At 62.2% G+C, this 14,272-nt stretch carries 19 protein-coding genes and 1 pseudogene; 7 read left to right on the top strand and 13 right to left on the bottom strand.

The window, feature by feature from the left end; genetic code table 11:
• Nucleotides 1-112 precede the first annotated feature (112 nt).
• Together CHB96_RS14470 and CHB96_RS14465 are read left to right on the top strand one after the other, a co-directional pair.
• A complete protein-coding gene (locus tag CHB96_RS14470) occupies nt 113-631 on the top strand; it encodes a hypothetical protein (protein WP_089247385.1) in 519 nt (172 codons plus the stop codon).
• Nucleotides 631-879, top strand: a complete 249-nt coding sequence (locus CHB96_RS14465; protein ID WP_089247383.1) for a hypothetical protein — start codon at nt 631-633, stop codon at nt 877-879. The genes CHB96_RS14470 and CHB96_RS14465 overlap by 1 nt, the downstream gene beginning before the upstream one ends.
• Before the next feature lie 9 nt (nt 880-888).
• Here CHB96_RS14465 and CHB96_RS14460 read toward each other — a convergent pair whose 3' ends face one another.
• The 4 genes from CHB96_RS14460 to CHB96_RS14445 form a co-directional block, all read right to left on the bottom strand.
• Nucleotides 889-1,287 carry an ABC transporter permease gene (locus CHB96_RS14460; RefSeq protein ID WP_245865698.1) on the bottom strand — a complete coding sequence of 133 codons (399 nt, stop codon included), beginning with the start codon at nt 1,285-1,287 and terminating at the stop codon, nt 889-891.
• A 247-nt stretch (nt 1,288-1,534) separates the two neighbouring features.
• Nucleotides 1,535-2,749: an acyl-CoA dehydrogenase family protein gene (locus CHB96_RS14455; RefSeq protein ID WP_089247381.1), complete on the bottom strand. Its 1,215-nt coding sequence runs from the start codon at nt 2,747-2,749 to the stop codon at nt 1,535-1,537.
• Nucleotides 2,676-3,740: a rhodanese-like domain-containing protein gene (locus CHB96_RS14450; protein ID WP_089247379.1), complete on the bottom strand. Its 1,065-nt coding sequence runs from the start codon at nt 3,738-3,740 to the stop codon at nt 2,676-2,678. The genes CHB96_RS14455 and CHB96_RS14450 overlap by 74 nt, the downstream gene beginning before the upstream one ends.
• A gap of 242 nt (nt 3,741-3,982) precedes the next feature.
• A complete protein-coding gene (locus CHB96_RS14445) occupies nt 3,983-4,738 on the bottom strand; it encodes an SDR family oxidoreductase (RefSeq protein WP_089247377.1) in 756 nt (251 codons plus the stop codon).
• Between the two features lie 179 nt (nt 4,739-4,917).
• Between CHB96_RS14445 and CHB96_RS14440 the strand changes: the two genes are divergently transcribed.
• A complete protein-coding gene (locus CHB96_RS14440) occupies nt 4,918-5,130 on the top strand; it encodes a TOBE domain-containing protein (RefSeq protein WP_089247375.1) in 213 nt (70 codons plus the stop codon).
• Between the two features lie 2 nt (nt 5,131-5,132).
• Here the strand turns inward: CHB96_RS14440 and CHB96_RS14435 are convergent, their stop codons facing one another.
• The 4 genes from CHB96_RS14435 to CHB96_RS14420 all read right to left on the bottom strand — a co-directional run bounded on the left by CHB96_RS14435 (nt 5,133) and on the right by CHB96_RS14420 (nt 7,975).
• The gene (locus CHB96_RS14435) at nt 5,133-5,831 is read right to left on the bottom strand and encodes a M24 family metallopeptidase (protein WP_089247373.1); all 699 of its coding nucleotides are present in this window, start codon (nt 5,829-5,831) and stop codon (nt 5,133-5,135) included.
• 106 nt (nt 5,832-5,937) lie between these two features.
• The gene (locus tag CHB96_RS14430; RefSeq protein ID WP_089247810.1) at nt 5,938-6,261 is read right to left on the bottom strand and encodes a CHY zinc finger protein; all 324 of its coding nucleotides are present in this window, start codon (nt 6,259-6,261) and stop codon (nt 5,938-5,940) included.
• A gap of 118 nt (nt 6,262-6,379) precedes the next feature.
• Nucleotides 6,380-7,267, bottom strand: a complete 888-nt coding sequence (locus tag CHB96_RS14425; protein ID WP_089247371.1) for a hypothetical protein — start codon at nt 7,265-7,267, stop codon at nt 6,380-6,382.
• Between the two features lie 276 nt (nt 7,268-7,543).
• On the bottom strand, nt 7,544-7,975 hold the full coding sequence (locus tag CHB96_RS14420) for a hypothetical protein (protein WP_245865696.1): 432 nt from the start codon (nt 7,973-7,975) through the stop codon (nt 7,544-7,546).
• A gap of 81 nt (nt 7,976-8,056) precedes the next feature.
• Here CHB96_RS14420 and CHB96_RS14415 point away from each other — a divergent pair, with 81 nt between their 5' ends.
• On the top strand, nt 8,057-9,307 hold the full coding sequence (locus CHB96_RS14415; RefSeq protein ID WP_245865693.1) for a hypothetical protein: 1,251 nt from the start codon (nt 8,057-8,059) through the stop codon (nt 9,305-9,307).
• 547 nt (nt 9,308-9,854) lie between these two features.
• Here the strand turns inward: CHB96_RS14415 and CHB96_RS14410 are convergent.
• Complete coding sequence (locus CHB96_RS14410) at nt 9,855-10,418, bottom strand: hypothetical protein (RefSeq protein ID WP_089247365.1); 564 nt, start codon at nt 10,416-10,418, stop codon at nt 9,855-9,857.
• A 161-nt stretch (nt 10,419-10,579) separates the two neighbouring features.
• Nucleotides 10,580-10,783 carry a hypothetical protein gene (locus tag CHB96_RS14405; RefSeq protein WP_089247363.1) on the bottom strand — a complete coding sequence of 68 codons (204 nt, stop codon included), beginning with the start codon at nt 10,781-10,783 and terminating at the stop codon, nt 10,580-10,582.
• A gap of 67 nt (nt 10,784-10,850) precedes the next feature.
• Here CHB96_RS14405 and CHB96_RS14400 point away from each other — a divergent pair, with 67 nt between their 5' ends.
• From CHB96_RS14400 to CHB96_RS14390, 3 genes are read left to right on the top strand one after another with little or no spacing between them, the layout of a single operon-like run.
• Entirely contained in the window at nt 10,851-11,450 is a 600-nt protein-coding gene (locus tag CHB96_RS14400) for a hypothetical protein (protein ID WP_089247361.1), read from the top strand.
• Complete coding sequence (locus CHB96_RS14395) at nt 11,447-12,031, top strand: hypothetical protein (RefSeq protein ID WP_089247359.1); 585 nt, start codon at nt 11,447-11,449, stop codon at nt 12,029-12,031. Before CHB96_RS14400 ends, CHB96_RS14395 begins: the two co-directional genes overlap by 4 nt.
• Before the next feature lie 22 nt (nt 12,032-12,053).
• Nucleotides 12,054-12,575 carry a hypothetical protein gene (locus tag CHB96_RS14390; RefSeq protein WP_089247357.1) on the top strand — a complete coding sequence of 174 codons (522 nt, stop codon included), beginning with the start codon at nt 12,054-12,056 and terminating at the stop codon, nt 12,573-12,575.
• A gap of 13 nt (nt 12,576-12,588) precedes the next feature.
• Here the strand turns inward: CHB96_RS14390 and CHB96_RS14385 are convergent, their stop codons facing one another.
• The 3 genes and pseudogenes from CHB96_RS14385 to CHB96_RS30140 form a co-directional block, all read right to left on the bottom strand.
• Nucleotides 12,589-13,173 carry a cysteine hydrolase family protein gene (locus CHB96_RS14385; protein ID WP_089247808.1) on the bottom strand — a complete coding sequence of 195 codons (585 nt, stop codon included), beginning with the start codon at nt 13,171-13,173 and terminating at the stop codon, nt 12,589-12,591.
• 78 nt (nt 13,174-13,251) lie between these two features.
• Complete coding sequence (locus tag CHB96_RS14380; RefSeq protein ID WP_089247355.1) at nt 13,252-13,836, bottom strand: hypothetical protein; 585 nt, start codon at nt 13,834-13,836, stop codon at nt 13,252-13,254.
• Nucleotides 13,837-13,875: 39 nt separating this feature from the next.
• Nucleotides 13,876-14,272 (bottom strand): annotated as a pseudogene (locus CHB96_RS30140) (hypothetical protein); the annotation flags it as partial.

Raw genomic sequence — 14,272 nt, 5'->3', positions numbered from 1 at the left:
TGAATCACCCAATTCGTGAGTAGTTTTCGACCATTGGCTCGAAAGGTTTCGGTCCGCTCTTTTCGGTGAAAGCAATCGTTCCGATAAGTCCTACTCACCGAAGAGGATTCACATGCGACCACTGGCTCGTGTTCTGATCGGCGCCGCAGCGTGCACACCACTGATGCTGGCAGTTCCCGCAACAGCATCCGCCGCGGAGCCCACCGATGTGACATACGCCTTCGCGGTCGAGGGATCCTCGGTGACCAATACGATCACCAACAACTCAGGCCTTCCGCTCAACTGCAGCACCTCCCTCGCACCCGCGCCAGGCGGAGTACTACCGCCGGTGGATCAGGTCATCGGCAACGGCCAGACCCTGTACGCGTCAGGCAACGCAGGGCAGCCGGGAGTCAGCGCGCAAACCGTGGTGAACGTTCCTGCCGGCAGTTACGTCGTTCTTGCGTCGTGCGGGACTCAGGACGTCGAGCCTGCGTTCGCGTGGATCTCCGACTACCCGGGCCTCGAGGGATATCTGGGCACCTTCCCGTGGACGCCGTTCACGGTGCAACAGGAGTCGACCGTCGTCACTGTCGAGCCAGGGCTTTTTCCTGATCTCGGCTCACTCCTCCCCAGCGGCAGCGCCTTCTGATGTCGCAGACCGCCGACAGTTTGCAGGCGTTGTACGACAGCGCTCCCAACGCACGGCTGATCCTCCAGGAAGGTCAGCTCGTTCTCGACGTCCCTGAGCAGCACGTCGAGAACGACGTCGTGGTGGTGTTGACGCGCGAGGGCCTGCTCGACCGACTGGCAGAGCAGGGAGCGGCACACCCGTCGCCCGACGACTTGGAGAATTTCGCGCCGGTCGTCGATGACATCGCGGCCAAGCTGGGAGCCTGAGACCGGGGGCTAGCTGACATGCGTTCGGACCCGCTGGAAGTAGACGAGAGCGAGTCCGACGAGTGCCATGGGTAGAGCCACGAGGAGCTCTCGCCAGAAGCCGGTCCAGTTCGCGAGACCGATGAATGCCAGCGCAAGCAGTGCGACGACGGCCAGCCACGACACCCACCGGCGCATGGCGAGTGCGGCGACCAGAGGTGGTGCGGCGAGCGACGCTCCGAGAATCAGCAACGGCTGCACGCCGAGTACGTCGATGATGCGGTCGTCGCAGGTGGCGCCTTCGGCGGACAGCTCGCCGATCTTGGAGCACGACAACGAGACCGTCATCATCGGTGAATCCGCGGCCATCACGGCAGAGGCGACTCCAGCAACGGCCAGCAGCAGCCACACCGTGCGTACGACGACCATCAACGCTCCTCACGCGTCAGGCGGAAGCCCAGACTGTGCAGGGCAGGTCTGACCGTCATGATTAGCAGGAGTGGGCGCACAGTAGAAGGCTATTCAGCTGGCTCAGTGCTGCTAGTGCCAGGCGTCGCCGCCGACGTTCTCGATGGTGCGTTGGAGGACGCGGATGGTCGTCGCGAAGTCGTCCTGGCTGATGCCCTGCACCGGGGGCGCCCCTCGGTCACTCAGAGTGAGCGAGGGCAACCTTCGGTCACCTGAGGGCGAGGGCTGCGATGTCCTCGAGCTGCGCTGCCCGGGACTCCGAGTTCTGGCTCTGGATCTGCAGGAACAACACCGACCTCGCGTGCAGCTGGGCGGTGTCGGTCCCGACGATCCCGGATCCGGCACGCGAGATGACGAGTGCCCGCGAGATCTCGCTGAGCGAACGGAGAGTCTCCACTTTGAGTGCCAGCCGTTCCTCGAAGTACTGCGGCCCCTTGGGGTCGGCTCCCGCTCTGTCGCTGAGTCCGTAGGCCGACGCGCGGTAGTGCGCGAATCGTGGCTCCCACGCACTCTGTACCGCAACGGCTTTGGGGTTGCTCGACGCTCTCAGCTCGTCGAATATGGCGCGGGCGACCCCGAATGCCTGAGCGCGCACATCGCTGATGATGTTGCGGTCCTTGGTATCCCAGTCGGAGATGGGACCGCGTGTGACGACGTCGGATTCGGGGACGAACACGGCGTCGAACGTCACCCGCCACGTTCTGCTCCCGGTCGCCACGACCAGCGGCAGCTTTTCCGCCTTGACGCGCGTGTCGGTGACGTCGACGAGAACCAACAGACGCGTTTCGGTAGCTGGATCGATCGCTGCGACCGTCAGGAATTCGTTGACGCCCCAACCACTGACCCACGACACCGTTCCGTCGATCGCCCATCCACCGGCAACCGCCGTCGCCGAGATGTAGCGTTCGGGGTAGTGCCTGACGTCGCTGATCGCTGTGCCGGTGAGGATTTCGCCGCGCAGAACTCGTTCACCTGTCTCGCCGACGGGCTGTCCGGACTTGGCGTGCTCTGCGTACTGCGTCACCAACCCGCTGTGCTGAGCCCACACGAGCCAGGTGTTGAAGTCGCCGTGCGCGATGTGCTCGTGGATCGCACGCTCACCCGCCTTGTCCACCTGTGCACCGCCGAATGCTGTCGGTGCATGCGCGTTGAGCAACCCGAGCTCGCGGAGGCGGTCGACGGTCTCCGCGCTCACACCGTCGCTATCGGTGCGTAAAGCGTTCGGAGCAAGTTCGTTTCGCGCAAAGTCACGCGCGCGTGCGACGACTGGAATCGAGTCGGCAGCGTCGACCGCGTCGGCACTGGTGGTATCGACCGAGAATGCGATGGTCGTGATCCTCTTCCGGTTGTCAGGCGAAATCGTGTGTGAGTAAAGCGATCTCGAATCCGCGTCGCTGCAACCAATGTGCGACGACGGCAGCACGTGCGCCGGTTTCGTCGTCGATCAACACGACGCGAGCACCCCGCACGGCGATGGTGCGATGCGAGACTCCCAGCAATTGACCACCTTCGGCGTTGATCGAACCATCGAGATGCGATCGCTCGAATTCCTCTGGTGTGCGGACGTCGAGAAGGTAGGTGGTGCGCTGCGGATCAAGTGCCCATTCATGTGCAGTGTCGATGTCGATACGTGGAAAGCTGTCGTCCGCAGCGATGGTGTCGACGCGCTCGCTGGCGAGCTTGCGTCCCTCGTCGTCCACCGGTCCGTAGGTGGCAGTGGCGCCGACTTCGAGATCGAACTTCTCGTTCGTCCATGCCTTGGTTCCGTCGTACAGGTACGAAACCTTGTTGGCCACACCGGAATCGATCAGTGTCTGCGCGCCGATGATGGCGCGGGGCAATCCCGCGCACGAGACGACGACGTGCGTGTCCGGCGACGGGACCACATCGGCGAACCGAAGCAGTAGCTCGGCGCCCGGCACGGCAACAGCTCCGGGCACGTGGCCCTTCTCGAATTCGGGGAGAGTTCTGGTGTCGAGGACGACGACGTCGGCGCCGTTGTCTTTCAACGCCTTCAGTTCGGCGGCGGACACCGAGGGAGTGTCGCGCTCGTCGCGGATCTTCAGCGAGAAGTCGCGGCCGGGTATGTCGAATGTGGGCTGTTCCGCGTCGGGGTTCTTGGTCCACTCGGCGATTCCACCGGTCAGCGTGAAAACGTCTGTACGCCCGGCAGTGTCGAGCTGAGCCGCAAGAGTGTCCGCTGCGCCGTCGTCTCCGTCGACGAGCACTGTCCGCACCGAACTGCGCGGGATGAACCTGTCGATCTCGGCGAGCGCGCGGTCAACCGGGAGGTTCGTCGCGAACAGAGGAGACGCATACCCGACCTCCTCGGCCGGACGAATATCCAGGACCGCCAATTCAGCATCATCGGCGAGCCATGCTCGGAGGGTGTCGACGTCGATCGCTCTGCTCATGGAGTCAGAGGGTAGCGGCGATCGAGGGGCTCGCGGTGGTGTCGGCGCAAGGGTTGCGAGGGCTGAGACCGGGTTGACCAGGGGGAACCCGGGTGGACGAGGGTATCGTTCACGCTGGTTCTAATTCGGGAGGGTAGCTTCGCCAGCTGTGTGTCCGAGCGAGGACTTGCTGTATTCGGTATCGGGCGCGACAGGAAAGTTTCGGCTCTCATCAGCGTCTGAGGGCGGAGTCGCGCTAGGTATCAGCCTCGCCCCACGTACGGCATGCGGTTGGCCATGATCGTGAGGGTGGGGACGTTGACGTCCAGTGGAAGTCCGACGAGGTGGACGATCGTGTCGGCCACATGTCGTGGATCGAATGTCGGTTCCGCGCGAGTCGAACCGTCGGCCTGGGCGGCGGCGTGGCCGATGCCAGCAGTCATGTCGGTTGCTGCGTTGCCGATATCGATTTGGGTGCAACAGATGTCGAAGTCACGCCCATCCAACGCGATGGATTTCGTCAGTCCGGATACTCCATGCTTCGTTGCGGTGTACGCGACGCTGTGGGGCCGGGGAGTGTGTGCGGACAATGACCCATTGTTGATGATTCGGCCTCCACGCGGACTCTGCGCTTTCATCATTCGCACCGCCTCGCGGGCGCAGAGGAATACTCCGGTGAGATTCGCCGCGACAGTCTCGCTCCAGGCCTGCGGGTCGACAGTGTCTACGCTGCCCGACGGCCCGAACGTGCCTGCGTTGTTCACGAGAACATCGAGGCGGCCGAATCGTGTTGCCACCGAATCGAACAGATCGCGCACCGATTCCGGCGACGAGACGTCGGCAGGTGTCACGACCGCCCGGTCGTACCCGTCCGCCGTCGCGTCGAGCTTGTCCCGATTGCGACCGGCCAGAACTACGTAGTCACCCACGTCGAGCAACGCCGTTGCCATGGCGCGTCCGAGCCCGGATCCGGCACCTGTCACCACGACGATCCTCGGTGTGCGGTCGGTGCTCGTCATCGGGTTCCTCCGTCGTCTCGGTCGCTGGTCACAGGGTAAAGGATGGTGCGGCGAAGATTGTGTATCCGAAAATACGGTGGCATCTATGCCGTCCATACGCATTGCCGGAACCTTTTGATGCGGACTGATTTCGGTTGCTACCGTCGTACATCAATTTCTTCGAACCAAAGGACTCTGACATGCGCCTTTCGACCCGTAATCAGCTGACCGGTGTCATCACCGAAGTCACGCTCGGAAGTGTGATGGCGACGGTGAAGATCAAGCTCGACGGTGGAGAGCAGACCGTCACCTCCTCGATCACCAAGGAGGCAGCTGTGGAGCTCGGCCTCGAAGTCGGCCAGGCTGCAACGGCATTCGTGAAGTCGACCGAAGTGACCATCGGCGTCGAATAACTTCAGAGGTCCAGCAGTTCCTCGTGGAACCCGCCGATTCCGCGTCGGCGGTCCACGAGGTGAATCTCGAGGATCCAGTGGCATCGGCGTCCGGACCGGTCGTCGCGGCGCATCTGCTGGTCGCTGCCGGGTGCGATGTAGGAGCCGATTTCCTCGCCGGCGATCTTCTCGTGCGGGAATTCGCCGACGAGGTGGCCGGCGATCGAGCCCCCGAACTCCCACCCGGCTTCTTCGGCGAGCTCGACGACCCGGGCATAGAGCTGGTCTCCGGTGATGTCTGGATGCGCCTCGAAGTGGGCGCGGCCTGCGTCGAACACCGTCGGTAACGCGTCGCGCAATCGGTGTTTGATCGGGTCCTCGCCGAGCACGAACGTGCGGCCGAAGTCCGCCTCCCACTGTTCGAAGATGGGCCCGAAGTCGCAGAAGACGATGTCGTCGTCGGCGATCGTGCGGTTCGGAGGGTTCTCGCGATACGGCTGCAACGTGTTGATCCCGCTGCGGACGATGCGTTTGTGCCAGAACTTGGTGGTGCCGAACATCTCCGAGGCCAGATCCCTGATCTCGTTGCTGACCTGTTTCTCCTGCGCACCCGGCCGAATCAGGCCGCGCTCGGTGATCGCGTCGAACAGTTCGACGGCTTTTGCCTGCGCGTCGAGCAACTTCGCGACACGGGTGGACTCGTTCTCGATTCGCTCGGGCATGTCCCGAATCTAGCAACCCGAGGTTTCGCGTTCGCGGAACGATTGGCTTGCTGAATCCGCACACGCTGATCGAAGGTGCATCGCGTGACGCTTCCGCGAAGCGCCACTACGTCGTGGACGTGTCGAAATAGAGGTGGCTGTGGAGCCTGCACCCGGGATTGAACGCAGCCGAGCACTGCGGACACTCGGTGACGTTCAAGTAGTCCGCAATGCTGATCTGGGTGATACAGACGCCGCACAGAACAGCGGGTGAGTCGAAGCTGTCGCGTGGCCACATCGTGCGCGGGTGATCCTCGGACTCGTCGTGGCACAGGTAGCAGGGGTAGAACTTGCTGCAGCAGTGGAACTCCATCGCAACGACGTCGAGGTCCGTCGAGTAATGGATGCACCGGGTCTGGTCGTCGACCGTCGGGCCGTACACGTGAACCATGCTGTCGGACGTTACGCCGGATGCTCGGTCGACGGTGATCCGAAGCCCTGAATCCTCACTCGGATTCTCGGTCCTCCTTCGAAACATTGGATGAGGATTATCAGGCGGCGTGAGGATTTCATCGTCTCGACGCTGTCTCGACGGCGCGGCGGAACATCTCGACTACTCGGTGGAAAGTCGCAAGGTGCGGCCACCTCCAGCGGATGAACAAGAAGCCTCGCGAGCGAAGAGCGTCTTCTCGGTCCTTCTCCTCGGCGTAGGCCGCGCCTGAGCCTTTGTACTTGGTCATTCCATCGAACTCGCCGATGATTCGGTACTTGGGCCAATAGAAATCGACGCGTACGCGAAACTCCGGAAACGAATGTTGCAACACCGGCATCGGAATACCATGCTGAAGGAACCTTAGGCGACTCAGTGACTCGCCTGGACTCTCACTCAACCCGTCCATCAGGTCGACGGCCCGCTTGGCGGCATCGATGCCTGTCATACCGGCCGCGCCGTCCAGACGGTCGACGAGCTGGGGCTTGATAAGCGACGTCTTGCGGAGAGCAGAGTCCCCGATGACGACGGCATGGTCCAGATCGAGGGTCCGTGCACAATCGACGACAGTGTCCGCAGGTGATGATGTTGGAATGCCTTTGACCTGGATGGCTTGGATGTTGTGTCGGCAGTGGATATGCCGATCCGTCTTTCGGCTTCCCCCGGTGGCCCGAGGCACAGTCAGATGAACGCGAGTCAGATCGGTGTCCCACAGGTCGAGCCCGTGCACTGCTGCTGCAGATTGGTGGCTGACGACGCCCGACTTGTGCCGCCGCGTCAGAGCGTGCGCGCGAACGACGTGTCGACCGCGCTCGTCCAGTGGGGTGAAGGTCTCAGCGGGAACGAACAAACCGGGCGCCACCTTGTGGAGGAGGCCGTCTCTGCACATGCGAGCTAACTCGTTGTCGGTGTAGCCGGCTTCCAACGCTGCAGCACGGGTGATGAATCCGGATGTGTCAGGTTGCATGCGATGAATCGTGCAGAGGCTCGGAGGGTTTCGGTAGCCCCAATGTCGAATCTGTGGATAACTTTCGGGCTGTGGATAACGCGCTGGACGGATAGTCGGGGGTGATCTATGGTCAGGGGTTTCTGTCCAGGCGGAAATGCTCAGCGGTTCCAGTAATCCTCAACCGACGTATTGGATGAGAATCAAGATTCCGAATGAGGATTTATTCGAGCATCAGGAGATGCTCGACGAATTCTCCATCGAGTCGCATTCTTTCCGAACGATGTTCGGTCCCCTTTAGGGAGCGACAATGCACGCTGGGCCAATGGGTGTCGCCGGATTGACGGTGACCGTCTGGATCGGCCCACCTGCCGACGTCTGGTAGGCCATCAAGGAGTGTTCACCCGGAGCGGTGGGGGTCCACAGCGTGACCTTGTGTCCGAGAACGACCGGTGTACTGAAATACGGGTCGAAGTTCCACGCCAATTCCTCTGGGAACATGACTGATTCGTTGGTGTAGTCGACGATGTCAGTGCGTGGTTCCGCCAGATTCTCGGTGCGGGCCACCACAAGATACGTACACCCGACGCCGAAGGGTGTGGTGGGTCCGGCACTCAATCCCGGCACGATTGTCAGGTCGACTACCTCGGCCGACGCTGTGGAATTCGAAGCCAACGTAGCGGCGGCGCAGATCGCGAGGGCGGTGAGGGAGAACCGGATAGTCTTCACACCGATGGGTCGGTTTCGACGGGATTGCTGTTACAAGACGCTTGCCTCTCGTGTACGTACCTGCACCTTATGCTGGTCAGCGTGTCCAGTAACTTTGCCCGACGAGTGCTCGCCCTACTCACCGTGTTCGCGGCGGCCTTCGTTGCGGCGATCGCACTGACCACGTCCGTGCCGCGCGATTTCGCGTTCGTCTCGGGCGGCGACCGCCTCGATATCTTCTTCGACAGCGCAGCATCTGCGGCGACGCTCGGCAGCATCGTGGCTGTGGTGGCGGCGCTGTCGCTGACGCGTACGCGGTGGGCGCTCGTTGCAATGGGGTGCGGAATTCTACTGCTGGGCGTCATGGCGGTGTTGACTGTTTCGTGGGTGCTGCATCCGCGAGCATTCGCCGCCGGCCTGATCCTCGGCGGTGCTGCCGCGTTGACCAGCTCGGACGGCCGTCGAACAGCGCAGTGTTCGTTGATCTCCGGTGTGCTGAGTGGTGCCATGCTGGCCGACCTGATCGTCAGCGGGCCTATTCGCTATCGCGACTACCTGGCATCGACGGCGCCTCAGTCCTACTTCTGGATCGCGGTGGGTGTGCTGGCGGTGTTGCTGGTTGCGTCGGTGGGGGTGTCGGCGTTCGGGCAGGTGAGGATGGCGTCGAATCGGCTTCGAATGTTGTTGGTGGGCATCGTCATTCCTCTAGTCGGTCTGGTGCTGTACTGGTCGTTCGATCGCGCGCTGAGCTCGTTGGGGTCGGGCGGTGTCATGCAGAATCGTTGGGTGATAGGCATTTTCGTCATTCCACTGCTCGTCGGCGCGGCGTTGGCTCTACCTGCAGCGACCGGTTCTGTTCTCCTGGCCGCGCTGGCGTTCATTTCTGCTGCGGGTGCCGGGACGTTCGGCTGGTCGTCGGCGATCATGTTCGTTGCACTTGTGTTGGTGGGCTTCGGGATCGGTCTGTGGCGGCGGATGCCGTTGGCGGCCTTCGGGATTCTTGCGGTCGTCGCCGCGACCGGGATATTCACGGCCCCACCGCTCGATGTGATCACCACGGTTGCGACGGCCGTCGTGCTGCCTGTGGCTGTCGGGGTGGCGTTCGCGTCGCTGCTCCCCACGGAGGCGCCGGTGGCTGCGATGGCTGCGACGACGCCGATCGTGGTGACGGTTCCGATCGTCGTCGAATTCGGTTGGACGGCATACACGCCGCTGACCTCGATCGAACCGAGCTACTCGCCGAGCACATGGGTCTGGACGTCGACGGGGGTTTCCGTGCTGTCGGTAGTGGCGGCGGTTGTCGGTCTCATTCTCTTGCGTCGGCGGGAGCTGGGTGTACTCTCGTCCGAGTAGTAGATCCTCCTCACCGGGCCGTGTCTCCGTCATGACACTCACGATGACACTTGCTTTCGAAAGGGCTACGGTCCCTTTCAGCCGGTGAACCGGCACAGACCGCGTCGCCCTCGGCGGGACGGCGGAGCCATCCTCCTTCTCGCACAATGGCGTAAGCGCGTCGAATTCGTCGAACGCCGAGCGCTTACCGGGCGAAGGCCAAGGAATGCACTCGATAATCGAGTGGCGCCCTCAAGTCTCATGACAGGATGTCCGGCGTGCGATGGCGCCTTCATGGGGTACGGGTGCCGAGATCGACTCGAATCACTGATACGGCGGAACAGCCGTCGGACTCACCGCCTCGCAGTGGAGGTCGCGCGCCTCGACGCGAGGTATCGTCTGGCGACAGTGGAAGTCGATGCGCCCGGCGGGTTTCCGTGGTGGGACCGGCGCGTGCCGTGGGCGTGAGTGCTGTACACCATGCGCCCACGCTCCCTCGTCCGGGAGAGGGATCGCACACTCGCCCGATCCGTGGCGTCGGCATGCTTGGAACACCCCTAGGGCATGCTCAGATCGGGCCCGAAACGTCCTCGACCTCTGTGCATTTGACGAATCCAGTGAACGAGATCGGCACGGGCGATTCGGGTTCGACTTCGTGACTTGTCGCCGAGAAGCCTATGCCGTCGTTCGCGACCTGGATTTCCAGACGGTCGAGGACTGTCAGTGTGTGGTGGATTCCATCCCGGTCGACGAACTTCAGCAGTAGGTAGTCGGTGCGCTCGCCTGCCGCATTCCGTACAGAAGAGGGGTTCAGGAGCACTTCCAGATCGAAATCCGTACCGGGACTTGCACTACCTCGGTCGAACGGGGCGAAGTCGCTGGTCGCAGCGCGGAAAGCGCGGGATCCTTCGGAATTGGCTCTGCATTTCGAATATTTGTCCGCAGCAAGGGCTCCCGAACCGGACAGGCCGGACTCGAACTTCACGAACGTTCCCTGGCCGTCGCTGTTCGGGGTGGTGGGAACGGGGTACCGGGCTTCGACAGACGGCGAATCTCCTGTGCCGATAGTGCAAGCGGAGGCGAATGCCATCACCAGCAGGCTGCCGATGATGGCGGACGATCTGTTCGGCATGTGCGGTCCCGCTGCCTACTCGACTATTGCTGACCCCGACAACATACCTTGTGGTCCACTATCTGTCGTAACCGCCGAATCCGACGACGAGCGCGACCACAATCACGACCGCGCCGGAGATCCACAGTCGTCTGGAACGAGTCACCGAAGATCCGATTGTCCTACTGGCGAAGTCGGATCAACTGCACGACCGAGAGAACGCTGACCAGCGGCCAACAAACGATCGCGATCCAGACACTCGTGCTGTGCTGCCCTTGGCTGATGTCGTAGATCGCCACTATGGACAGCGCAACGCCGACCACGAGTGAAACCCATTGCAACTTGATCCGCGTCTCGCGAGAGGCGGCCGACCAACCAGTCCTCATGGACGTAACTGTAGGGCGTGTCGAGCTGGGGCGCTGAAGAACAAACCACTGGGTTTACGGTAGTCGCGTGAACACCGCTCGTACGCACGCTCGAGGATCTGCATGGTCGACGGCTGCAGTTATCGTCGGGATCGTCGCGGCGGGAACCGTCGTCGCAGGGCTTTTGAACGACCCGCAGTCCGAGGCGATCACGATCCCCGGTTGCGACGAGGTGGTCCAGCCAGAGGATATGCAGCGCATCAACTATGCATTCGTCGGTGCAGATTCCTACGATGATCTGTGGTTCTCAGAAGAAAAAGCGACAGCGATGTCCGACGCGTTGGCCGGGGCGTTGCCGGCTGATGCCGTCGTCGAACCGCCTTTGTCTTTCGACAGTGACGCCACAGCACACGGAACGGTGTCGGTGAACGGAAATTCGGGACAGCTGACCGTCCGCGTGTGGCAGTCCGACGAACCTGCCGGACCGTGTTTCGCCGGGTACGTGGACGAACGACGGAGCCTCAGCGACGGGACCGTGCTGGATATCTCCGGAGAGCGCGTGATTGCGTACGTACCGGACGGCAGTCGTATCGATGTGAACGCCGACAACGTGTTCACCGTGAAACAATTGACCGACATAGCAACGACTCCCGGCCTGCGAGTGAGTGAATCGTCGGTGCCAGAATGAGTTTCGAGCTGTGTGGCGACGCGTCCTCGGCGAATTGGCTTGTCGAGCAGAATCTTCCGTGGTATCAACTGGCGGTTCGAGGGCCGGTCGGATTCCAGAAGTACGCGCGGGTGAGGTTCATCCCCGACCCGGACTTCATCGGGCAGAAGACGAACGAGGTCGAGTTCGAGCACAAGGAACTGTCGGAGTTGGGGCAGGTCGGCGTCGCACTCGATATTCTCGCCGAGTACACGACCACGCCCGGCGAAGTGTATTTCTGCATGTGGGACGGATGGGGCAGCATCACAATCGATTCCCGGCCGAACTTCAAGATTCCTGATCGTGACTACTTTCTGTTCCGCGGCACTCTCGCGGACTACGCGGACTGGAGCAGCGACGATCCCGCGCGCTGGCATTACGGAGATTCGCCTGATCCGGCGTTCATCTGGCCCGCCGACCGCGCGTGGTGCGTCACCAACGATGTCGATCCGCACTTTGCGACGGTGGGAGCAGTTGGGGAGGCGATCGATCGGATCGTTGCGGACAGTCGGATCGATGCAGTGCCCGACGACCCGGGAAATTGGCCTCCGAATTGGGACTGACGGGCAACGTACTATCTCGGCTATGGGTTCATCCAACGTTGTGTTCGACGGGCGCATCGACGTCCACTACGGCCAGTTCTACGTCCACAGCACGGATTTCGACGGCGGGGACGGTGACCTGAATGCTGCGTTCGCAGGCCAGTCCAACGGGTTGTGTGGAGCTGCCGTCGAACATGCTCTGTCGCTGCTGACGGGTCTGCACACTGGAAGTGTGGGTCTGACAGTCGAAGTGCGCACGACCGAGCCCACCGCCGACGACAGTTGGGAGGACGTCGTCGAGGTGTCGTTCTCGGTAGGTGAAGCCAGCAACTACTCGATCGTGGAGTGGGAGGGCGATGTCGTAGGTGAGCCAATCGAATTGGCTGCCGGTGACTATCGCGCGCGCTACAGCGCCCACGGCATGGACGCTGGTCGAGGGCTGGACACCGGCGACGGGCCGGACAAGTATCTGCTTCAAATCTGGCCTGCGGCAATAGCTCCGGACCGGGTCGTCAAGCAGACATCCGAATCGGCCGAGTACTGGCACTCGGCGTGGTCGGATTAGGAGTCAGAACAAGTCAGTCAGGAATCGCCGCGACATCGGGAGCTACGACGCCGAAGAGATCCGAGATGGCCGCGAGGCTGGCTACCTGCAATGCGCTGGCATCCGCGTCGGGCAGCCGTCTCGTTGCAGTTGCGCTGGCGACGACCGTCGGCTGATACCCGAGGCTGAAGGCACCACGTGCGCTGGAGTTGATGCACATGTGCGTCATGAAGCCGGCCAGCAGCAACTTGTCATGTCCGAGAGCCTTCAGTGTCTCGTCGAGTTCGGTGCCGACGAAGGAGTTCGGGAAGTTCTTCACGATGACCTTCTCGTCACCCCGAGGTGCGACGCGGTCGACGATCTGGCCGATCCGAGCGCTGACGTCGTACGGAGTTCCGACGCCCGCGTCGTGCATGATGTGCACGATCGGTGTGCCTGCGGTTCTCGCACGGTCGAGCAGGGTCGCGGCGGCGTCCAATGCGGGCTGAACTCCGTCGAGTTCGAGGACACCCTCGGTGTACGTGTTCTGACAGTCGATCATCACGAGAGTGGAGTCGCCGAGCGCGGCTGGGGCGTCGGGAAGTCCGGTGAGCTGGCGCAACGTAACTGGTTCGGTCATGTCTGCCTCCTGGTCGGCCTCGAACGTACCCGGCGTCCAGTTGCATGCGGGTTGCACGCGTCTCGGGCTTGTCCGCGATCAGATCGACTCTGCGGAATTCGATGACTCCACGAATCGCGACCAGATCGGTACTTTCACCTTGATGGGCACGTGTTCCTTGATCCCTTTCCCCGGAGGCAGCTCGTTGACCAGATAATGGATGAGATTCGCGCCGTAGTAGATGATGTCGGTCTGCCACACGGAGAACACCGGAGAACCCGAAGGCGCAGGTGCTGCAGGCGTGTACCGGTGTCCGAAGATCGGTACAAGACGAGGCCACGACGCCAATTCACGTCGCACGGCCGTGGCTACCTCGTCCGGATCGGACGGCATCGGGCCCCAGGAAGCGCCCCAGAACGGTGGACTCTGGTTGAGTGCATCGAAGATGAATCCTTCGGCGACCCAATCCAGTTGACGTCGAATCGGGTTGTCGTCTTCGTTGCGCCAATCGGGCCACTGATCACCAAGTGGTACAGCCTCTTCGAGAAGGCTGCGGTGGTCCGGGTTGAACTGGAAGCCGAAACGTTCCTCTACCGAAGCGAATTCGTCGTCGGTGAGCCCAGGGCTCAGCTGAATACCTGCCTCACCTAGCATCGAAGACGCTTCGCGTCCGATATGTCCCATGTATCGAGTCTCGCAGATGTTCGACGGCCCTGGGCGTCGTCAGTAGGGTGCCGGGTCGTCGGCGTCTGCCCTTTCGCCGGGTGACAATTTCATGCTCCAGCAGGTGGTCGGTGTGGGGCGTGGCCTGGTGGTCGACGCGGTATCGCCGGGCGCAGCAGTGATCGTCGCGGTGGTGGTCGTTGGCTCCTTGTCTTGGTCTTCTTTCTGTTCGGAGTCGGCCTGCGCTGTGTCAGGTTCGGTGGTGTGCTTGGGTCGGCGTTTGCGTGGGATGTGTGGGGTGAGTGTGTGGCCGGTGAGGTCGGTTGTCCCGATGGTGTTTCCAGGCAGTGTGACCGCGGTGCTGCCGGAGTTCGATTGCCAGTATTCGATGGCGCCGGCGAGCATGGTCGGATGCCAGGCGCCCATGGTTTTGAGGGAGTGGTGGTATCGGCACAGG

Source organism: Rhodococcoides kyotonense (assembly GCF_900188125.1).
Lineage (GTDB): Bacteria > Actinomycetota > Actinomycetes > Mycobacteriales > Mycobacteriaceae > Rhodococcoides > Rhodococcoides kyotonense.
Note: the sequence above shows the minus strand (reverse complement) of the source record. Positions and strands in the feature narration are given on the sequence as shown.